14 protein-coding genes are annotated in these 21,210 nt (G+C 36.6%); 8 read left to right on the top strand and 6 right to left on the bottom strand.

All coding sequences use genetic code 11. From position 1 onward, the window contains the following. The first annotated feature begins 51 nt into the window (after positions 1 to 51). The 5 genes from RQM59_RS09580 to RQM59_RS09600 are packed head-to-tail and all read left to right on the top strand — an operon-like array spanning position 52 to position 3,245. The gene (locus RQM59_RS09580; RefSeq protein WP_349241888.1) at positions 52 to 930 is read left to right on the top strand and encodes a cell division protein FtsX; all 879 of its coding nucleotides are present in this window, start codon (positions 52 to 54) and stop codon (positions 928 to 930) included. Between the two features lie 3 nt (positions 931 to 933). Next, entirely contained in the window at positions 934 to 1,173 is a 240-nt protein-coding gene (locus RQM59_RS09585; protein WP_349241889.1) for a DUF3098 domain-containing protein, read from the top strand. Then, positions 1,174 to 1,983, top strand: coding sequence for an undecaprenyl-diphosphate phosphatase (locus RQM59_RS09590; RefSeq protein WP_349241890.1), 810 nt, complete (start codon positions 1,174 to 1,176; stop codon positions 1,981 to 1,983). Between the two features lie 3 nt (positions 1,984 to 1,986). Next, on the top strand, positions 1,987 to 2,679 hold the full coding sequence (gene truB, locus RQM59_RS09595) for a tRNA pseudouridine(55) synthase TruB (protein ID WP_349241891.1): 693 nt from the start codon (positions 1,987 to 1,989) through the stop codon (positions 2,677 to 2,679). Positions 2,680 to 2,708: 29 nt separating this feature from the next. Beyond that, complete coding sequence (locus RQM59_RS09600) at positions 2,709 to 3,245, top strand: hypothetical protein (RefSeq protein ID WP_349241892.1); 537 nt, start codon at positions 2,709 to 2,711, stop codon at positions 3,243 to 3,245. On the opposite strand, the gene RQM59_RS09605 is transcribed toward RQM59_RS09600, so the two are convergent. The 4 genes from RQM59_RS09605 to RQM59_RS09620 all read right to left on the bottom strand — a co-directional run bounded on the left by RQM59_RS09605 (position 3,232) and on the right by RQM59_RS09620 (position 6,163). Continuing rightward, the gene (locus RQM59_RS09605) at positions 3,232 to 3,951 is read right to left on the bottom strand and encodes a hypothetical protein (RefSeq protein WP_349241893.1); all 720 of its coding nucleotides are present in this window, start codon (positions 3,949 to 3,951) and stop codon (positions 3,232 to 3,234) included. The genes RQM59_RS09600 and RQM59_RS09605 overlap by 14 nt on opposite strands. Positions 3,952 to 3,998: 47 nt before the next feature. Next, complete coding sequence (locus RQM59_RS09610) at positions 3,999 to 4,481, bottom strand: ABC transporter ATPase (protein ID WP_349241894.1); 483 nt, start codon at positions 4,479 to 4,481, stop codon at positions 3,999 to 4,001. Between the two features lie 75 nt (positions 4,482 to 4,556). After that, positions 4,557 to 5,147: a thioredoxin family protein gene (locus RQM59_RS09615; protein WP_349241895.1), complete on the bottom strand. Its 591-nt coding sequence runs from the start codon at positions 5,145 to 5,147 to the stop codon at positions 4,557 to 4,559. 47 nt (positions 5,148 to 5,194) lie between these two features. Next, positions 5,195 to 6,163, bottom strand: coding sequence for an NAD-dependent epimerase/dehydratase family protein (locus tag RQM59_RS09620; protein ID WP_349241896.1), 969 nt, complete (start codon positions 6,161 to 6,163; stop codon positions 5,195 to 5,197). Positions 6,164 to 6,342: 179 nt separating this feature from the next. Between RQM59_RS09620 and RQM59_RS09625 the strand changes: the two genes are divergently transcribed. The 3 genes from RQM59_RS09625 (at position 6,343) to RQM59_RS09635 (ending at position 17,147) form a co-directional block, all read left to right on the top strand. After that, positions 6,343 to 7,065, top strand: coding sequence for a hypothetical protein (locus tag RQM59_RS09625; RefSeq protein WP_349241897.1), 723 nt, complete (start codon positions 6,343 to 6,345; stop codon positions 7,063 to 7,065). Between the two features lie 100 nt (positions 7,066 to 7,165). Next, positions 7,166 to 10,582, top strand: a complete 3,417-nt coding sequence (locus tag RQM59_RS09630) for a T9SS type A sorting domain-containing protein (protein ID WP_349241898.1) — start codon at positions 7,166 to 7,168, stop codon at positions 10,580 to 10,582. Between the two features lie 145 nt (positions 10,583 to 10,727). Further along, positions 10,728 to 17,147, top strand: coding sequence for a DUF8693 domain-containing protein (locus RQM59_RS09635; RefSeq protein WP_349241899.1), 6,420 nt, complete (start codon positions 10,728 to 10,730; stop codon positions 17,145 to 17,147). Positions 17,148 to 17,202: 55 nt separating this feature from the next. On the opposite strand, the gene RQM59_RS09640 is transcribed toward RQM59_RS09635, so the two are convergent. Together RQM59_RS09640 and RQM59_RS09645 are read right to left on the bottom strand one after the other, a co-directional pair. Continuing rightward, complete coding sequence (locus tag RQM59_RS09640) at positions 17,203 to 17,676, bottom strand: regulatory protein RecX (RefSeq protein WP_349241900.1); 474 nt, start codon at positions 17,674 to 17,676, stop codon at positions 17,203 to 17,205. Positions 17,677 to 17,742: 66 nt separating this feature from the next. Next, the gene (locus tag RQM59_RS09645; RefSeq protein WP_349241901.1) at positions 17,743 to 21,210 is read right to left on the bottom strand and encodes an efflux RND transporter permease subunit; all 3,468 of its coding nucleotides are present in this window, start codon (positions 21,208 to 21,210) and stop codon (positions 17,743 to 17,745) included.

The following is a 21,210-nucleotide window of genomic DNA, read 5'->3' on the forward strand; positions in this document are numbered from 1 at the left end:
AAAGTGACGTTGTATTTTTTGTATCTTGCGTGCATTAATCTAGTCTAAACTATGTCTTCCAAATTTGATTCTTATCAAAAACGCAGATTAAGATCTTCTTATATTTCTGTAGTTATCAGTATTGCCTTAGTACTGTTTATGGTGGGAATATTAGGCTTAGTACTATTAAAGTCGACCAAAGTTGCAAATCTGTTTAAAGAGCAGGTTGCCATGACGCTTTTTTTAAAGGATGACTTAACTAAAGACAATATTGAAAAATTAAGGGAATCTTTAATCGCAGAAGATTTTACACGAGAGATCGTATATATCACGAAAGAGGAAGCAGCAAAAGCCTATAGTAAAGAAATTGGTGAAGACTTTTTAAAATTTCTTGGTGCGAATCCATTAAAGAACGGAATCGATATTTATTTAAAAGCAGCCTATGTCACTCCGGAAAAAATGGAAGCCCTAGAGAAAAAGTTCGAGGACAATGCTTTTGTTTCTGAAGTTTCTTATGACAAGCCCCTGATCCAATTATTAACACAAAACATTCAAAAGATTAGTTTTTGGTTATTGGCTTTAAGTAGCTTTTTTGGGTTAATTGCGATTATCTTAATCAATAGTTCCATCAGGCTTTCCATCTATTCTAAGCGCTTTAATATTAAGACCATGCAAATGGTTGGCGCCACAAAGCGATTTATACGTAAACCGTTTATTTGGCAAAGTTTACGACTTGGAATCCTCGGTGCTATTATTGCGTTAATAGGACTCTCAGTCGTGATTTATTATTTGAACAACCAAATTCCAGATCTCGCATTACTAAAAGATTATATCAGCCTAAGTTATTTGGGCGGAGGCGTTCTTATTGCAGCATTCTTAATTACTTGGTTAAGTACTTTTTTTGCAACGCAACGTTTTTTAAATCTACAAACAGACGAATTATATTACTAAAATATGAGTACAGAAAATAATAAACCTAGGTTCCTTTTTGGAAAAAAGAATTACCTCTTCATGTTCATCGGAATTGCTGTAATTGCTATTGGTTTTATCCTAATGGCCGGTGGCGGAAGTGACGATCCAGAAGTGTTCAATGAAGCTATTTACAGTTGGAGACGAATTCGTTTAGCTCCCACTTTAGTAATTGTTGGGTTGGGTATTGAAATTTATGCAATCATGCTAAATCCAAAAAAATAAATGGATATCATTGGAGCTATTATTTTAGCTGTTATAGAAGGAATTACAGAGTATTTACCTGTTTCCTCTACTGGACATATGATCATTGCTTCTTCTTTTATGAGGATCGCAAGTGATGACTTTACGAAACTTTTCACTATTGTTATTCAACTGGGAGCCATCTTATCTGTGGTAGTACTCTATTGGAAGCGTTTCTTTCAAAGCTTTGATTTTTACCTAAAATTATTGGTTGCATTTATTCCTGCTGTTGTTCTTGGACTGTTGCTAAATGATGTTATAGATAGCCTTTTAGAAAGTCCAGTGACTGTTGCTATATCTTTAATTATAGGTGGTTTTATCTTATTAAAGGTTGATGACTGGTTTAAGGCTAATGAAGAGTTTGATAAAGCGAATCCAACCGCGCATACAGAAATCAATTACATGACAGCGTTAAAGATTGGTTTTTTTCAGTGTTTAGCAATGATTCCTGGGACATCCAGAAGTGGAGCTAGTATCGTAGGTGGTATGACTCAAAAAATCAACAGAAAAACAGCGGCTGAATTCTCCTTCTTTTTAGCAGTTCCTACCATGTTAGGAGCTACTTTAAAAAAAGGATATGATTACTTTAAGGCAGGTTTTGAAATTACGAGTGAACAAGTAAATTACCTGATCATTGGTAATGTCATTGCCTTTGTAGTGGCGTTAATTGCTATCAAATCATTTATTGATTATTTAAGCAAAAAAGGATTCAAAATTTTCGGATACTACCGTATCATTTTTGGAATCTCCTTATTAATTATTCATTTCTTTGTCTATAAATTGACTATCTAATTTATGACTGGTGAAGATTATAAAAACGGTCAGGTCTTATTAATTGATAAACCTCTGCATTGGACCTCTTTTCAAGTAGTTAATAAGCTACGTTGGCATATTCGAAAGCGCTTTGACATTAAGAAAATTAAGGTGGGGCACGCGGGCACATTAGACCCCTTGGCAACGGGTTTATTAATTATTTGTACTGGTAAACAGACTAAAAGTATTCATGAGTATCAGGGACAGATCAAAGAATATACAGGTTGTATTACTTTAGGAGCTACTACTCCTAGTTTTGACTTAGAAACTGATATAGACCAGAACTATCCTATAGATCATATCACAAATACAATGATCCATGAAGCAACGTCTCAATTTATTGGAACCATTCAGCAAAAGCCGCCTATTTTCTCAGCTATAAAGAAGGATGGAAAGCGTTTATATGAACTCGCCAGGAAAGGGGAATCTACTGAGATAAAATCGAGAGAAGTTTCTATCCCCGTTTTTGAAATCACAGAAATTGACATGCCTAAAGTGTCATTTAGAGTCGTGTGTAGTAAAGGCACTTATATTAGGTCTTTAGCAAATGATTTTGGAGTAGCTCTAAATTCTGGAGCCCATTTATCAGCATTAAGGAGAACAAAAATTGGAGATTTCCAAGTCTCTAATGCCCAATCCATAGAAAGTTTTATTGAAAATTTAGAAATGGAATAGTTTTTGGTTTTGTACCGAAAACCATTTTGATGAAACATATATTACTCGCGATCTCCCTTCTCTTTATTGTTCAATCTATTAATTCACAAGAAAAGAAAAAAGGGTTTACCTTTTTTACAGGATCTTTTAATCTAAGCTTAGCCATTAATGAAGATTACACCATAGAAGATGACGATCAACCGCTACTTGTGCCTACTGCTATTATGATACGCACAGGGTTTGGTTATCAATTTAACAGAAGGATAGGTGTCAGTTTTAATGTAGGTTATGATTATCATTATAAATATGTGATCACTGCGATTCCAACGTATATAAGTGTAAAATATAATCTTTGGGAAAACGACAATGATGCATTTTTTGCCGAATATGGTCAGGGGAAAATGTGGAGGCCAACTCCTAAATATCCTGATGGGAATTATTATAATTTTGGATTGGGGTGGCAAATGAATACAGGGAGTAAATGGAAACCTGTGTTGCAGTTTATGTATCATCGAAAAAAAATAGCTGGATTTGACAACGGAAATCTAGATAGTGTTTCTCTTGGAATCGGATTTACTTTTTTCTAGCACCAAACATCATTTTGTTAAACGCCACAATATCTTCTAGTGCCTTTCCTTTTATCAGCCATGAAAATCCAAAAGCGCCCACGGATATCGTTTCCAAAATGAACACATCGTATTTCGTTGCGTGAAGATCTGCACCAAATTTTTCCCCTACAAATTGTATCAATAAAATAGCAATACAGATCCATACAGCATACCCGCAACATTTATAAATAGCATTTTCAAACTTCATCTCTTCTTTATTTGTAGTGCGAGTAAACCTATAGATCGACATCCATCCCATAGTAAATAGAAAGATCGCAGCACTTACCAAATGTATTATATTCCATAGCGATTTGTCGTGCCCAAACATGGGATAATTTCTCGTGTCGCATATTGTTTTTGTAATAAACTCGCTGCCACTTTCCGAGCAAGACGTTGGAATCAACACAACGATCAACACTGCAAACCCGCTAATATTTGTGATGATGTTATCACTTAACATCTCTCTACTAGGGTCCTTATCATACCCTCGATAAGAGATCAGGAAAAATCCAAACGCCGAAAGAATAGCAATAAAAAAAACGGCTGATTCTGTATAATAATAATGGCTTATCGATGCTAAAAGGTCCTTATGAAACAAGTACACCAAAACAGGAAGTGCGATTCCTAATGTACCAATAAGTTTACGAATTCTCAGGTATGAATTTAGTATCGCTTTCTTTTCCATCTTATTTAGGGTTAAGATTAAGTAGCTTAAAGTTAAGGATTTAAACCTTATAAAAATCGATTATACCAACTTTCTTCAATTGGAGCTTCCCAATAATGTTCGTACTCTTCTTTCGTTTGCACTAAGTTATCAAACACAATACTCTTTCCGGTTAACGCCTTGTTTTTGAGTAATTTTTTAAAGTCTTTTAATTCTTTATATTGAACATATTCCCCTTGCTTAAAACAAACATTCATTTTATCCAACAAAATAACATTGTGCTCTTCTTGCAATTGCAAAATGAACTGAACAGAAGTATCAATATCTTGAGTAGTCATTTTGGCTTCCATGTCGTCCGCGGCCAAAATAATAAATCGATTGTATTGTATTTGATAGGACGCTTTAAATGAAGGTGATTCCTCTTTCCATGTTCCCAAGAACTTTTTAATCTTTTCCTCTATTTCCGGAGTCTCATCCGCATAAAATTTCCTACTAGAAGGATACACCCATAATCTAGCTGTTTCAGGTAACAAAGTGAATTCTACAAACATGCTGCAAATATATAGAAAAGAAAAACCCTTTAGCTCCAAAAGCCAAAGGGTTTAATCGCATTTAGTTAACATTCGTCAATTGAACAATGACAAAATATCTTCTTGAGTATTCACTCCTTTATCTTTGTTATACCAAATCTGTAGATCCTTTTTAAAATCTGCATCTAACTGGCCATGTTCCGATTTATAATCGTTAACCATTTTAGTAGCAACACTCGGTCTAGGCCCCCATGAATTTACAACTTCGTTATTGCTATCTATTGCTATCAACTTAGGAATAGATCGTCCTCCATTGGTTAAAAACTCGTCCATTAACGCCTCATTCTCGTCACGTAATACAATCTTTAAATCGATATTTGGATTTAATTCAGCAATTTTATTGATCACGGGTAGGGTCTGTGCTGCATCTCCACACCAGCTTTCTGTTAAAACCAACCATGTTTGTGCAGCTTGTACCTTGTTTATATTGGAAATTGTCTCCTCACTCAGCTTACTTGTTTTATCCAAACGATTCATTCTTTTGTCGTTTAGCATACTGTAGTTTAATAAGCTATCTGATTGATTCGGTCCGGTAGATTTTCCTTCTGCTAATAGTTCTTTTACAAGAGTTCTATACTCATTGTATGTGATAGCTTTATGTAAGCTATTTTCAATAATTTCTTTCATCTTTTTTCTTTCATTTTCAAAAGTTTAGACGATAAAAAACCTAAAACTTACACACTTTCCAGCTGCTGATCTTTCTGTGACTTCAAATTCGAAATAATATCTTTTGTCATCGAAGTTAGATCGAATTTATGCGACCAATTCCAATCATTTCTAGCATGAGAATCATCTATTGTTTGCGGCCAACTATCAGCGATTTTTTGTCTAAAATCTGGCTCGTAATCAATGGTGAAATTTGGTATTGACTTTTGAATTTCAGCTGCAATTTCCTGAGGAGTGAAATCTATTGCTGATAAATTATAAGATGTTCTTATTTTAATTTGATCTGACTCAGCTTGCATAATCTGAATAGTAGCATCTACAGCATCATCCATATACATCATCGGTAATCTAGTATCTTCCTTCAAGAAACAAGTATATCTTTCATCTTCTATCGCCTTAAAGAAAATATCTACCGCATAATCTGTAGTACCCCCTCCTGGCTGCGTCTTCCAACTTATAATTCCTGGATAACGGAGACTTCGCACATCCACGCCATACTGCTCGTGGTAATAATTACACCAAAATTCACCAGAAAGTTTGCTAATCCCATATACCGTCGAAGGCTCCATGACGGTGCGCTGTGGAGTGTCAAGTTTTGGAGTTGTAGGTCCAAAGGCAGCAATAGAACTCGGCCAATATACCTTGTTAATGAGCCCTTCTTTAGCAATATCTAACACTGCCAATAAAGAGGTCATATTCAATTTCCACGCCTTATCTGGGTATTTTTCTCCGGTGGCAGAAAGCATTGCCGCCAAAAGATATATTTGAGTCGCTTTGTACTTCTTAACTACCGTAATGATATCATCTTTTTTAGTCGCATTTAAAATCTCAAATGGTCCAGAACTCATTAACATCGTATCCCCTTCTCTAATATCGGTCGCTACTACACGATCTCTACCATATAGCTTTCTCAATTTTGTTGTTAACTCTGTCCCTATTTGACCACATGCACCTATAATCAAGATGGTTTCACTCATAAGTAAATTGTATTTTCTTAATCTCAAAGGTACTTAAATTACATATCCTTTAAAAGTAAAAGAAAAAAAAACGAAGTTTTTAACATATGTTTAAAATACCGCTCTTTTTATTTTAATTAGATTTCAAATCTTAATTACCTGATTTTGTTTAATTTTAGGCAAATTTTGAATCGCAGTCTATGAGGCTTATTATTTTTTTTCTTTTTGTTTCTTTTTTAATTTCATGCGGAGATCCTGCTACCCAAGAGGTTGAAAAAAAACCCGTAGCTACTTCACAATTTAGTATGGCTAAAGAACATAATGTTTTAGTATATATTAAAACGTCAAATGAAAAGGAGATTTCTAATTGGGAATACTATACAACGGTAAGAGAGTTTTTGGATAAGTTTAAAAAGATAACGCCTAATGAAGCTTTGGGTAATGCCCTTGAACTAACTTCTTTAATCAAAGCATTAAAGGACAGTGCAAAGCCAGAAGCGTTAAATACATCATCCTTAAAGGCTAGGATAAATCTCCTAGAAAATGAATCACTTCGTTTATCAGATATGACAAAAATTTCGGCAATCAAAGCTGAAGAGGTTAACAGACAGGTTACTAAAGTTTTTGATGCTTTTTCATCATTAAATTCTAAGATAAATACAGTTTTTCTGCAACAAAACCTATCGAAAGATCTCGATTTTAAAGATTTTGATTTCTCTGTCCCAGAAAAAAAAGAAAGCACTTCTTTACCAGAGACCAAAAAGAAGGTCATACCCAAAAAATCGAGTCCAACTTTAATGGAAAGTTTAAACAAAAAAGAAAAAACAAACCCTAAAAAACTTCCTTTTAAAGATAAAGTCAAACTCAAAAGAGCAGCTTCTAAGAAAGTTCAAAAGAAAAAATCGACTGATACTAAAAATTAGGTGGATATAGGGTATTTATGCCATACACTGTTTAATTAACATAATTATAAGACTACAACACTAATTCATTACACAAAACCTGAAAAAACTACTGACTACTATGAGACTATCATTACTTTCCCTATTACTTATATGTTCTATAAGTACTTATGGTCAATCCCTTCAGAAAAATGCACCATGGATGGGAGTAAACACAGATTCAAAAAATGCTAAGAAAACACTTCAAGAAATAACCGCTGCAGCCGAAGCATATTTTAATACTATTGATAGAAACAAGAAAGGTAGCGGGCTTAAGCCTTATGAAAGATGGAAGTATCGATCCAGTCATTTTTTAAACCCTGATGGCACTATTGCTACTTCAAAAGATTTATTCACAGCTTGGGAACAGAAAAATGCAATGAATGCTACTCAAAGAGCAGCAAATGATGTAAGCGCTTGGTCTTCGGTAGGACCATTTACACATACAAACACAGCTTCCTGGTCCGCAGGTCAAGGAAGGGTAAATACCGTTGCGGTTGACCCTTCTAACTCAAACACCTATTATGTAGGTGCGCCAGCAGGTGGAATATGGAAATCTACGGATGCCGGAGTGAATTGGACTCCACTTACAGATTACCTTCCTCAAATTGGTGTATCTGGGATCGCGGTTCATCCTACAGATTCTAACACAATTTATATCGCAACAGGTGATGATGATGCAGGAGATAGTAGCGCCATTGGAGTATGGAAATCTACCGACGGTGGAGCTACCTGGAATAATACTGGAGCCTTATCTGGTAACCCAAACTCTATGAATGAGATTTACATTCATCCTGACAATCACGAAACTGTTTTAGTAGCAACTAGTTCTGGAGTACATAAGACTATAAACGGAGGTACTACTTGGACAAGAAAGTTAGTGGCTAACATGGAAGATCTTAAAATGAAACCGAATGATCCAACTACGTGGTATGCAGCTTCAGGAAACACCTTCTATAGATCTACAGATTCAGGAGAAAATTTCGTTTCGATTACCATTGCTGGTTTCTCAAATTCTCGAAGAATAGTTATTGATGTAACTCCTGCTAATCCAAATATCGTGTACTTTTTAAGTTCATCAACTTCCAATGCTTTTAATGGAGTTTATAAATCTACCAACAGTGGTGCTAGCTTCACGAAAACTTTTGAGAATGATGACATTTTTCAAAGTTCACAAGCGTGGTATGATTTAGCTTTTACAGTTTCTGATACAGATCCAGACATCCTTTTCGTTGGAGTATTAAATATTTGGAGATCAACGAATGGTGGAGACAACTTTACTAAAATAAATGATTGGAATGCACCAAATGCTGCTTCATATACGCATGCAGACATTCATTTTATGCGTTATATAGATGGTAAGTTTTTTGCAGGAACAGATGGTGGTGTGTATGTCTCTACGAATAATGGATCTAACTTTACAGATCTAACTAAGAATATTGCCATTGGTCAGTTTTATAGAATATCTGTGGCGGCTCAAAATTCAGGAAATATTGTGGGGGGCCTTCAAGATAATGGAGGGTACGCTTACTATCAGAATAGCTGGAGTAACTATTTCGGCGCAGATGGTATGGACTGTTCTGTAAACCCATTAGATCCAAAAAATTATTTTGGGTTTATTCAATATGGAGGGTCATTATATGAAACCAAAGATGGAGGTTTAACTCGTACTGGTGGTGTAGGAGCTCCTTCTTCAGAAACTGGTGCAAATGATAGTGGTGGAAGATGGGTAACCCCGATGGTTTCCAATAGCCAAGGTGTAATTCACGCAGGATATGCTAACTTATATAAATTAGAGAATGGTGCTTGGACACGTCTTTCTAACGAAACCTTCTTCGGAGATCTACAGCATATAGAGATCGATCCTAAAGACGACAACAATATTTATGTAAGCATGAGTGGTGATCTGTACAAAAGTACAGATGCTGGTGCTACTTTTTCTCAGCTAACATTTTCTAACGGAACCATAAACTCTATTGAAGTAAGTAATACGGATGGTAATACAGCTTGGATTGTGACCAATAATGCTGTGTATAAAACAACAAACCTTTTAGGTACTACACCAACATTTACAAATATTACGGATAATTTACCATCAGAGTCTAAACTAGTATTAAGACATCATGAAAGAAGCGGTAACAACACCGTATATCTTGGAACATCACTTGGGGTATATACAATTAGCGATGATTTGACCGAATGGGAAGCTTTTGATAATGATTTACCGAATGTTGCCATTCGTGATTTAGAAGTAAACGAAGAAGATGCAAAATTGATCGCCGCAACCTATGGTAGGGGAGTTTGGGAAACTGCAATTCCTGAAACCACTCCAGCAGTAGAGATAAGGCTTTTATCTATTAATGCTCCAACGGATCAGATAAACTGTAGCACTTCTATTTCACCGAACATCACGGTAAAAAACAAAGGAACGAATGCCATTACTGATATTGCAGTTAATTACACCGTAGATAATGATCCTACAAACGTATACAACTGGTCTGGGTCTATTGCTGCTGGGCAAACGGAAGCAATTAGCATTCCTAGCTTTATTGTATCAACTGGAGGTCATAGCATAACTGTAGAAGTAGTTACCACTGGAGATACATACGCTTCAAACAATACCGCATCCACAAACTTCTTATCTAATAATTTTAACAGTTCACCTATTACTCCAAATGGATTTGAAGATGATGTAACAGATGTCTTGGTTAATGAAACAACAGGAAGCACAAGCGATGCTTTGTGGGAAATTGCAAGACCAAGAAAGAATTTACTTAATGGTGCGCCAACAGGAAACAAAGCATACATTACAGGAGCAACAGATAATTATCCTGACAACACTGTGAGTTATTTATATACAAACTGTTACGACTTGACTACTGTTAGCAATCCTGTTCTAGCTTTTAAAATGGGGTTTGATATTGAAAATAACTGGGATTATTTGTTAGTTGAATACTCAACAAACGGAGGTCAAAACTGGAATATTTTAGGAGATGCTTCGGACTCTAACTGGTACAATAGTGCTTCAACCGCCAATGGCTTACCTGGTAAGCAATGGACAGGAGAAGGGGAAAATGCGAATCCAGCTGGAAACACAAACGCTGACTATAATGATTACAGTTATGATCTATCTGCATTTACCGCTGAACCAAGTATCGTATTTAGATTCAAATTCTTCACAGATCAAGCTCAAAATGAAGAAGGAGTCGTGATAGATGATCTAGTGATTAACGGAGTGCTTTCAGTTTCAAATGAAGAACTGTTGCAGTCATTAGCAATATACCCAAACCCTTCTAATGACACTTTCAACATTAGCTGGAATAGTAATGAAAAGGCAGAAATCTCTGTATATAATTACCTTGGCAAGCTAATCTTAAAAGAGAAAAGCACGTTGAGTAACAGCCATGCAATACACTTGCAAGGCTATAGTAAAGGACTTTATTTACTTAAGATAGTTACGGACAACAAACAAGCGATCAAAAAGATCATTTTAGAATAAAACCATTTTACATCTTATCTACCCTCACTGAATCTAACTATTTTCAGTGAGGGTAAAATTTCACCATTTTTAGGGATTTTGTTATTTGTTAAAAAAGTTTACATTTGTGTGTAATCATTTTTTAACCCCTAACTCCCCCGAGAAAATGAGACTTTTTATTACGGGATTGCTACTATTGGTAGTAAATCTTACCTATGCTCAAATTCCAACATACTACAACGATGTTGATTTAACTTTGACAGGCACTGCACTAAAAAATGCACTGGCAACAAAAATTACGACCACACACACGAATTTTTTATCCTATACTCCTGGCGTTTGGGAAGCCTTAATGGTTACTGATGAGGATCCTAGTAATGCTTCAAACGTTCTTTTAATATATGGGTATAATGATGCAGATGCAAATTATATAACTGACCGATCCAGAGGCAAGACCTTAAATGGCGGTACAGCAGGGACACACTGGAATAGAGAACATACTTTTCCAAAATCACTGGGAACTCCAAATTTAGGAACGTCAGGTCCTGGAGCAGATGCACATCATTTAAGACCTTCGGATGTTACCATGAATAGTAATAGAGGAAGTTTAAAGTTTATCGATGGATCTGGAGATGCTGCTATAACAGGTAGTGGTTGGTATCCAGGAGATGAGTGGAAAGGAGATGTTGCTAGAATGATACTGTATATGTATGTACGATATGGAAATCGATGTTTACCTTCTAATGTGGCCATTGGTACTACAAATTCTATTGACTCAAATATGATAGATCTTTTGTTAGAATGGAATGTAGAAGATCCTGTATCAGATTTCGAAAAAGATCGAAATACATATCACGAAAATACATCTAACACTTATGCTCAAGGAAATAGGAATCCCTTTATTGACAATCCTGCATTCGCCACAAGTATTTGGGGAGGTACTCAAGCAGAAGATTTTTTCTCAGCATCGCTGGCAACCTGCGATGATCTTTTCATTTCCGAATACTTAGAAGGCTCTTCTAACAATAAATACATTGAAATATACAATCCTACCGATGCCTCTATTAATTTAAGTAGCTACGATTTGGTTATTTATACGAATGGATCAAGTTCAGTTTCTAATACATTAGCACTATCTGGAACGATTAACTCTTATGGAACCTTTGTAATAGAAAATAGCTCAGAGGCACTTGGAGTCACTGCAGATTTATCAACAAATAGTGCTGTTATGTCCTTCAATGGAGATGATGTTATCGCACTTAGAAAATCATCTACAAATATTGACATTATAGGTCAAATCGGTACAGATCCAGGAACTCAATGGGTTGGATCTGTTTGTACAGTTGGTACTGCTGATGGAGTGCTTCGAAGGAACGAAAATGTAAATAAAGGAGATAGTGAAGGAAGTGATACTTTTGACCCTGATTCTGAATGGACGTGTGCTACTGCTGATGACGTAAGTAATCTAGGTATCTATAGCAATAATTGTGCTCCAAACCCAGAAATTGATGTTCAAGGAAACGGGAGTTCCATTGCAGATGGATCTACAACTACGCAGCTATCGGATTTTACTGATTTTGGTTCTGTTGCGGCTGCTTCAGGTACTATTTCTAGAACCTTTACTATTGCAAATACGGGTACCAGTGCCCTAACATTATCTGGAAATCCTTCAGTATCGGGATCTGGTTCTTCAGACTTTACCGTAAGTTCTAATCCTAGTTTAAGCATAAGTTCTTCAGGAACAACAACATTTCAAATTACATTTGACCCAAGTACTGAAGCGACCATCACAGCAACCGTAACTATCAATAGTGATGATTCAGACGAAGCCGTATATACCTTTGACATTTCGGGAATTGGAACGGCGGGATCAGGATCTAGCTGTGGAAATGAATTATTTATATCAGAATATATTGAAGGTTCTAGTAACAATAAATACATCGAAATCTATAACCCTACAGAAGCATCTGTCGATCTTTCTTCCTATGACCTGGTAAAGTATACCAATGGTAGTTCGTCGGTCTCAAATACGTTAACCTTATCAGGAACTATAGCTGCTCAATCTACTTTTGTTATTGAAAATGATTCAGAAGCATTAGGTGTAACAGCTGATCTTTCTACTAATAATGCGGTTATGGATTTTAATGGTGATGATGTTATTGCTTTAAGGAAATCGTCCGTCAACTTAGATGTGATCGGGCAAATTGGAACAGACCCAGGAACACAGTGGGTAGGAGCTACATGTACGGTAGGAACTGCTGACGGTGTTTTAAGAAGAAATGCTTCGATAAGCATAGGAGATTCTAATGGAAGTGATGTTTTTGATCCAGATACTGAATGGACTTGTTCTACAAACGATGACGTTAGTAATTTAGGTTCTCATTCTGTAGACTGTGCTGGAGGAGGTGGAAGTAGTACTCCTTGTGGTGACGATCTATTTATCTCGGAATATATCGAAGGTTCGTCGAATAACAAATATATTGAGCTGTACAATCCTACTGATTCTTCTATAGATTTATCGTCATATGATCTTGTAAAATATACAAACGGAAGTGCAACAGTTTCAAATACACTTGCCTTATCAGGAACAATTGCCTCAAAAGGAACATTTGTAATTGAAGATAGTGCTGAAGGTTTAGGTGTTACAGCAGACCTCTCTACAAATAGCGCTATGATGGATTTCAATGGTGACGATGTAGTTGCATTGAGAAAATCATCTGTAAATATTGACGTCATTGGTCAAATTGGCTTAGATCCAGGTTCGCAATGGACAGGAACCGTCTGTACCGTAGGTACGGCTAATGGTGTTTTAAGAAGAAATGCATCTATCACTACAGGAGATGCAGATGGAAGTAACGCTTTTGATCCAGATGATGAGTGGACTTGTGCAGCAAATGACGATGTAAGTAATTTAGGTTCTCATACAGAAGATTGTGGTTCTAGCGGTAGTTCCAGTTGTAGTGAGCTATTCATATCAGAGTATATAGAAGGTTCCAGTAACAATAAATATTTAGAAATCTACAACCCCTCAGACTCTTCTATTGATCTTTCATCTTACGACATAGTATCTTATGCAAACGGAAGTGCTACAATTTCTAATACGCTAACTTTGAGTGGAACTATCGCTGCAAACGGGACATTTGTAATCGAAAATAGTTCAGAAGCATTAGGTGTAACTGCCGATCTTTCTACTTCAAATGGCGTAATGTCTTTTAATGGGGATGACGCTATTGCGCTAAGGAAGTCTTCTGTTGCCATAGATGTTATAGGTCAAATAGGTACAGATCCAGGCTCAGAATGGTCAGGTACTACCTGTACCTTAGGAACGGCCAATGCGGTTTTAAGGAGAAATTCTTCTGTAAGTGCTGGAGATTCTGATGGCAGTGATGCCTTCGACCCTGATACAGAATGGACCTGTTCTGCGACCGATGATGTAAGTGATCTTGGGTCTTATACGAGTGATTGTAACTCGGGAGTTATTAGTAGTTGTTCAGAGCTCTTCTTTTCAGAATATATAGAAGGAACAGGAAATAATAAATTCCTAGAAATCTACAATCCATCAGAAAATACAATAGATCTTTCTTCATATGATATTGTGCGATATTCAAATGGTAGTTCAACCATCACAAATACATTAACGTTGTCAGGAAGTATTGCTCCGAAGGGAACATTTGTTATTGAAAACAGCGGGGAGGCACTTAGTGTAAATGCCGACTTTTCTACGGCGGATGGAACTATGACTTTTAACGGAGATGATGCCATTGCTTTGCGAAAATCTGCGGTGGCCATAGATGTAATAGGTCAAATAGGTACAGATCCGGGATCGGAATGGAGCGGAACAACTTGTACTACTGGAACCGCTGATGGAGCGCTTAGAAGAAATGCAACTGTAAATAAAGGAGATTCGGATGGAAGTGATGCTTTTGATCCAGATGCAGAGTGGACCTGTGCTACAGTAGATGACGTCAGTGATTTAGGGTCTTATACTAATAATTGTGATTCGGCCATAGGGTCACCTGAAATTGATATAGTAAGTAATAGTATTTCAATTATCGATGGCACATCTACTACCTCCACATTAAATAATACAAATTATGGTACAGTAAATATAACAGCTGGTACCATTGTAAAAGAATATACAATCACGAATACTGGTACGGCTACTTTAACATTAACTGGGAATCCAAGTATTACAGGGTCTTCAGATTTTACGGTTACTACGAATCCAAGCACATTGGTTCTTGACCCAACAGATTCCGTCACATTTCAAATCACTTTTGACCCAACAACAAATGCCAACATCACAGGTACTGTAGAAGTGCTTAGCAATGATAGTGATGAAGCTTCCTTTACATTTGCAATTGATGGAACAGGTACAAGCTCTGCTGGTTCATGTACCAACGTTGTCGGGGGTACATTATTTCAGCAAGATTTTGAGACGAGTGCTGCCAGTCCAGAATATACGTACACGTCTTCAAGTACGTCAACTGCAACGGGTAATGGGAATACGCCATCAGATCCCAAATATGTTTCTGGATCTCAAGGAATTCAAGTAAATAACGGTACAGGAGAGATTGTTTTCTCTACTGTGGATGTTTCCGGGAGTACTAACGTCGAATTTTCGGTTCGTTTAGCATCGTTTTCCGGAACAGCCTTTAATGGAGTAGAAACCAGTGATTATGTGACTGTATTTGTAAGTACAGACGGAGGGTCAAACTACTCGGATGAGCTTACAGTAACTGGAGCTTCGGCTAATAATGCACGATGGTCTTTCACAAGTGGAACAGGGGAAGCTTCCGTAGCATATGATGGGGATAACACCACAACAACTTTTGCGCCAGCTGGAGGTGGAGCAAGAACAACGGATGGCTACAGTACATTAAAAATAACTGGTCTGCCTTCTTCATCAGAATTAAGAATTAAACTAGAAATCAAGAATAATAGTAATAGTGAACTTTGGGTACTTGATGACGCAGTATTGATAGGCGACTCCGAATCTTCTTCTACTTGGGAGAGTGGTAGTTGGAGTAACGGAGTCCCTTCTTCTACGGATAAGGTTATTATTGATGGATATTATGATATGACAGCCAATTCGAGTATTAATACTTGTGAATGTGAGGTCAAGGCAGGAGCAACCTTAACTATCGGAATTGATAAGTATTTAAAAGTTGAAAATAACATCGTAAATAACGGTACTATTATAATAGAAGAAAACGGTGGATTGATTCAGGTATCTTCTAGTGCTACGATTACAGGTTCTGGAAACTATATTGTTAGAAGAAATTCATCCTCAGTCCCTTCTGAAAATGTATTCACATATTGGTCAACACCTTTGACAAACTCTACTTTAACCGAAGTTGTATCTAATGCACAATGGTATTATGGATTTGATGGAGCAACACAATCCTATCAAAACCTAAGCGCATCATCTTCAATGACCCCTGGAAAAGGCTACTTAACACAAGGGCCTGAAGATGCAAGTTACCCAGGAACATATACAGCGGTATTTACTGGATCAACTTTTAATAATGGAGATATCAATGTAACCTTAGGATTTATGAATGATGCAGATACAGATAACGATTGGAATCTACTTGGAAATCCATATCCATCTGCTATAAATGCAGACGCTTTTATTGCTGCGAATTCTAATATTGGAGGTACCTTATACTTTTGGTCAAATAATACAGATGCAAGTACTTCTGAGGATTTCACTCAAAATGATTATGTAACCTGGAATGGTACTGGAGGAACTGCCGGATGTGGAGGTTGCATCGCTCCTACTGGGACTATTGCTACAGGTCAAGGCTTTTTTGCACAAGCTTTATCAGCTAGTGATATTACGTTCACAAATGCCATAAGAGATAATGCCAGCAATGATAATTTCTATAGAAATGCAGATGAAGAAGATAAGATTTGGTTGAACTTTTCTGGATCGAATGCATTTAGCCAGATTCTGATTGGTTTCTTAGACAAAGCTACTGATGGCGAGGATCGTTTGTACGATGGTAGGCGTCTTGATGGAGGAGCAAATGCTGCCTTCTATTCAATCGCAGATAATATTCCGTATGGAACACAAGGAAAATCCAACTTGAAAGAAGTTGAAGAAATTCCGTTAGGTGTTCAGCTGAATGTAACTGGAGATTTTAAAATCAGTATAGAAAAATACGAAGGCCTTTTAGAAGATTCTGAAATCTATCTTAAGGATCTTGTATTGGATATTGAACATGACCTAAAAGTATCTGATTATGAAGTTACATTAGACGAAACTGGAAAAATCGATGATCGATTTATTCTAAGAATTGTTACCTCTGCAGATGTATTAGGAATTGAAGATCTAGACAGCGGTAGTGATCTTATAATAGCAGATCATGGAAATGAACTCGAAGTAAAAACTTTAGATAATGCTGTTATCAAAGACCTATTTATGTATAATTTATTAGGGCAAGAAGTATTCACTCAACGAAAATCTACACATACATCTGTTACGGTTCCAAGCAGGAACATTCGAAAAAACACAGTTACGCTGGTAAAAGTTATACTCGAAACAGGTCAAATAAAAACAATGAAATTCTTTAGGAAATAATATTTTTTGAGGGGATGCTATGATAGTAGTTAAAAGCCGATCTTTTAGGTCGGCTTTATTTGTTTAATACTGCATCTATGGCTTCATTTATGAGGTCATACTCATATCCTTTGCGCACCATATGGTCAAAAAGCTTTTTCCTTTTCTTAAAGGTGTTCGATTCGGTAAGACTAGCGTTTTTCTTTATTGCTAGTTCAAAAGCCGTCGCTCTATATACATCTTCCTCTATTTCAAGTAGCGCCTTTTTGATATTGTATGCGGTTATGTTTCTACGCTTTAATTCTCTAATGATACGTTGTTTCCCATATTTCTTAATTCTAAACTTCCCTCTGGCATAACTTTGAGCAAAACGTGTTTCATTTAAGAAATCATGCTCCATTAAGTGTAAAAGGATTTCCTCCTTGGCTATAACGATCAAGGAAAATTCTCTTAATTTTTCCTCAACTTCCTGATGACATCTATCTTGATAGACACAGTAATGCTCCATCTTTCTTTTGACTTCCTCTATGGTAAACACTTTTCGTTGCATCCTGCTAAAATATAAAAAGGCTCATACATACATGCACAAGCCTTTTTTGTTAACTATTATTAAAAATTATGCGAATCGTACTCGCAACCACATTTTAAACTTCGTGATTAAAAAGAACAAGATCGGTACAACAATCAATGTTAAGAATGTTGCGATAATTAATCCATAGATTACAGTCCATGCCAATGGACCCCAGAAGATCACGTTATCTCCTCCTACATAAATATGGGGATTAAATTCACTAAACAATGTATAGAAGTTGATGTTTAATCCTGTTGCTAATGGAATTAATCCTAAAATAGTAGTAATCGCAGTTAGCAATACGGGCCTTAAACGCGCTCGTCCTCCTTTTATAATTGCCTCTTTAAGTACTGGGATTCCAACATACTCATTCTCATCAATATTGTTTTCAACCTTCTTTCTATCAATTAACAACTGCGTATAATCTAAGAGTACCACTCCATTATTCACTACAATTCCAGCCAGAGATATTATTCCCATCATCGTCATCATAATAACAAAAGAAGACCCTGTAATTACGATTCCTCCAAACACTCCAATCAAACTTAAAAAGATTGCGAGCATTATTATCGCTGGTTTTGAAATAGAGTTAAACTGGAAGATTAAAATAAAGAAGATCAACGCCAATCCTGTAAAGAATGCTCCCATCAAGAATAACATCTGTTTGTTTTGCTCTTCGATCTGACCTGTATAATCAATATCTACGGTAGTAGGCTTATCTTTAAAACTGTTCATTTCATTTTTGATCTGATCAACAATAGCCGCTGCATCTGTGTATCCAGGTGAGAGAGCCGAATATACTGTTACTACACGCTTTACATCTCTATGTTTAATAGCACTATATCCCGATGTATTTGATTGTTTTGCCACTGCGGATACCGGAATTTCCTTAACCTGCCCTGAAGCTTGATCTCTAAATGTGATCTTCTGATTAAAGATGGCACTTTTACTATATCTATTTTGCTCATTAAAACGAACATAAATATCATAGTCTTCTCCATCTTCCTTGTAAATACCAGCCTTAGCACCGAATACAGCGTTTCGGAGTTGCTGTCCTACCTGACCGTTGCTAATTCCTAATTCTCCTGCTTTCTTACGATCTACCTGAACCAGCATCGCGGGCTTTGCTTTGTTTACATCTATCTTCAATTCATCAATACCAGCAATATTTTTAGTATTGATAAAATCCCTCATTTTCTCAGCTGTCTCTATAAGCTCCTTATAGTTCTGCCCTTCTAATTCAATATTAATAGGATATCCGGCTGGTGGGCCAACTGCATCTTTTTCAACTGAGATCGCAATTCCTGGATACACATCTTTTAGTGACTCTTGAACTTTTTTCTGAAGTTCTTTTGATTTAGCTCCTCTACGATACTTGAATTCGCGCATGGTCGCCGTAATCTTTCCTCGATGTGGCATTTCTGCGCTAGATCCACCATCAGTTTGAGGGTTACCAGAACCAGAACCTACTTGTGACACAGCACTTTCCACTAAGAAGTTGTAGCCATTATCTACATATTCTGGTGAGTTAACTACCTTATAAACTCTTTGCTCAATATCCTTTGTAATCTCATTTGTTTTGGCAATATCGGTCCCTTGAGGATACTCTATATACACAATAATCTGATTAGGGTCATTGTCCGGGAAGAATTCAACTCCCGTTCTTTTACTCTGAACAGACGCTCCGAAACCTCCAAATGCAGCAAACAATAACACAAATGTCCCGGCACTAATTACATAAGGTCTCCACCCTTTAAGGGCTCCGGTAATCATTCTTTCATAAAAACGTTCTAATCTAGGTAAAGCTTTATTTTGGAATCCATTTGCCATCGGTCTTAATGCAAAACGATATACCCATAGCATGATCGCTGTAAACACCATGATAGTACCAATAGCCCTAAATTGACCTCCTAAGATCAATATCAAGATTCCTATTACACCTACAATTGTCGAAGTTAAAATGATTCGTCTTTTCGGCATATTCTTATCTTCAGTACTCATAAATTGAGATACCAATACCGAGTTAAAAAAGATAGCTACAAAAAGAGACGATCCTAATACCACGGATAAGGTTACTGGGAAGTAGATCATAAATTGTCCCATTACTCCTGGCCATAACCCTAACGGAACGAACGCAGCCACGGTCGTTGCCGTAGAAATAATAATTGGAAATGCAATTTCTCCAATCCCTTTCTTCGCAGCTTGCACACGGGTCATTCCCTCTTCATCCATCAAACGATATACATTCTCAACAACTACAATACCATTATCCACTAACATCCCCAGCCCCATAATCAATCCAAATAAGATCATTGTATTCATAGTATACCCCATTGCACTTAAGATCATCAAAGACATGAACATAGACATGGGAATCGCAAACCCAACAAATAGTGCATTTTTAAATCCTAAGAAGAACATTAGTACGATTACTACCAAAATAACACCGAAAATGATGTTGTTTACCAGATCATCTACCTGTCCAATCGTTTTTGAAGATTGGTCATTCGCTATAGTAACTGTTAAATTTTGAGGAAAGACCTCTTCTTTTGCTTTCTTAACAATCTCTTGAATCTTTTCGGCAGCTGCCACCATATTTTCTCCTGAACGCTTCTTCACGTCCAACATCACCACAGGTTCACCAAACTCTCTCGCATACGTAATCTTTTCCTTATCCTTAAACTCGATAACCGCTACATCTTTCAAATATATTGGATTTCCTTTTTCGGATTTCACCACAAAATTCTCTAGATCACTTGGTTTTTCAATTTCCCCTAAAACACGAATGGTTCTTCTTTGCCCACTTGCAATTAGATTTCCAGCAGAGATCGTTGTATTTCCATTTTGAATAGCAGAAGTAATATCTTGAAAGCTCACCTTAGCCGCCATCATCTTATAAATATCTACCGCAACCTCAACTTCTCTTTCTTGAGCTCCCCGAATATCCACTTTTTTAATTTCAGATAGATCTTCAATTTCATCTTGTAAATATTCTCCATACTCCTTTAACTTATCTACCGGGTAATCTCCTTGAATATTAATGTTCAAAATTGGAAATTCCTCAGACATGCTCAATTCAAAAATATTAGGATCTACTTTAGCACCATTAAATGTTGGCCAGTCCTCACTTGAAGTTTCTGAATCTACTTCATCCTTTACTTTTTGCTTTGCAGCATCTACTGAAATCTTTTCGTCAAACTCTACCATAATCATGGAATAGTCTTCCTGAGATGTTGAAGTAACCTCAATGACTCCGCTAACCGTTTTCAGTTTATCTTCTAAGGGGTCTGTAATTAACTTTTCAATATCTTCAGCCGTATTTCCTGGGAAAATTGAGCTTATATATATTTTTGTCTCTTTGATCTCTGGGAAATTTTCTCTTGGCATGCTTAAAAAAGCTGATATTCCAAGAAAGAAGATCACCACCATCAAGACATAGATCGTGGTCTTGTTGTTAATTGCCCACGAAGACAATTTAAACTCTTTATCTACTTTTTTCTGTTGGTCCGTCAT

Origin of the sequence: Asprobacillus argus, assembly GCF_032248395.1 — a bacterium.
Lineage (GTDB): Bacteria > Bacteroidota > Bacteroidia > Flavobacteriales > Flavobacteriaceae > Polaribacter > Polaribacter argus.

Excerpts from the sequence above, each read along its gene's own strand:
- RQM59_RS09615 (WP_349241895.1), bottom strand. The coding sequence starts at position 5,147 with ATGAAAGAAATTATTGAAAATAGCTTACATAAAGCTATCACATACAAT.
- truB (WP_349241891.1), top strand. The coding sequence starts at position 1,987 with ATGACTGGTGAAGATTATAAAAACGGTCAGGTCTTATTAATTGATAAA.
- RQM59_RS09585 (WP_349241889.1), top strand. The coding sequence starts at position 934 with ATGAGTACAGAAAATAATAAACCTAGGTTCCTTTTTGGAAAAAAGAAT.
- RQM59_RS09630 (WP_349241898.1), top strand. The coding sequence starts at position 7,166 with ATGAGACTATCATTACTTTCCCTATTACTTATATGTTCTATAAGTACT.
- RQM59_RS09600 (WP_349241892.1), top strand. The coding sequence starts at position 2,709 with ATGAAACATATATTACTCGCGATCTCCCTTCTCTTTATTGTTCAATCT.
- RQM59_RS09625 (WP_349241897.1), top strand. The coding sequence starts at position 6,343 with ATGAGGCTTATTATTTTTTTTCTTTTTGTTTCTTTTTTAATTTCATGC.
- RQM59_RS09620 (WP_349241896.1), bottom strand. The coding sequence starts at position 6,163 with ATGAGTGAAACCATCTTGATTATAGGTGCATGTGGTCAAATAGGGACA.
- RQM59_RS09635 (WP_349241899.1), top strand. The coding sequence starts at position 10,728 with ATGAGACTTTTTATTACGGGATTGCTACTATTGGTAGTAAATCTTACC.
- RQM59_RS09580 (WP_349241888.1), top strand. The coding sequence starts at position 52 with ATGTCTTCCAAATTTGATTCTTATCAAAAACGCAGATTAAGATCTTCT.
- RQM59_RS09640 (WP_349241900.1), bottom strand. The coding sequence starts at position 17,676 with ATGCAACGAAAAGTGTTTACCATAGAGGAAGTCAAAAGAAAGATGGAG.
- RQM59_RS09645 (WP_349241901.1), bottom strand. The coding sequence starts at position 21,210 with ATGACGGACCAACAGAAAAAAGTAGATAAAGAGTTTAAATTGTCTTCG.
- RQM59_RS09605 (WP_349241893.1), bottom strand. The coding sequence starts at position 3,951 with ATGGAAAAGAAAGCGATACTAAATTCATACCTGAGAATTCGTAAACTT.
- RQM59_RS09590 (WP_349241890.1), top strand. The coding sequence starts at position 1,174 with ATGGATATCATTGGAGCTATTATTTTAGCTGTTATAGAAGGAATTACA.
- RQM59_RS09610 (WP_349241894.1), bottom strand. The coding sequence starts at position 4,481 with ATGTTTGTAGAATTCACTTTGTTACCTGAAACAGCTAGATTATGGGTG.